General features: G+C 61.3%; 1 pseudogene. It reads left to right on the forward strand.

Going from position 1 to position 605, the window contains the following annotated elements:
* Nucleotides 1–43: 43 nt before the first annotated feature.
* Nucleotides 44–605 (forward strand): annotated as a pseudogene (locus IF809_RS38710) (IS5-like element ISBj2 family transposase); the annotation flags it as partial.

Consider the following 605-nt stretch of genomic DNA (forward strand, 5'->3'; position numbering starts at 1 on the left):
TAGGGTCTGTACCTAAATAGCGCCACGTGATTCTCTTGCCTACGTGTTGATTCGGGGGCGAGAGAATGCGCGCTGGTTTGTTTTGGCTGAACGACAGGCAATGGGCGCGTATCGAACCGCATCTGCCGAGGGGACTGACGGGGCCGGATCGGGACGACGACCGACGCATCGTCAGCGGCATCATTCACATGCTGCAATCGGGTGCACGATGGCGTGATTGTCCACGTGAATACGGCCCTTACACGACGATCTACAATCGCTTCAATCGCTGGGCCAAGCGAGGACGATGGTGCGCAATCTTCGAAGCGCTGGCCAAGCCTGGCGAAGACGGCGTCGTACTGTCGCTCGACTCGACCTCGATTAAAGCTCACCGGTGTGCCTCCGGCGGAAAAGGGGGGAGCACAATCAAGCAATCGGCCGCTCGCGCGGAGGCCGCACGACAAAAATCCATGCGCTGAGCGATCCGCTCTGCCGGCCGGTCGTCCTGCATCTGACTCCAGGCCAGGATGCCGATATCGCTGCGGCTCCCGATGTCCTGGCGCTCGCGCCACCCATGAGCGTGCTCCTCGCCGACAAAGGGTATGATGGCGACAAGCTTCGCGGCG

This window comes from Bradyrhizobium sp. UFLA06-24 (genome assembly GCF_054967145.1).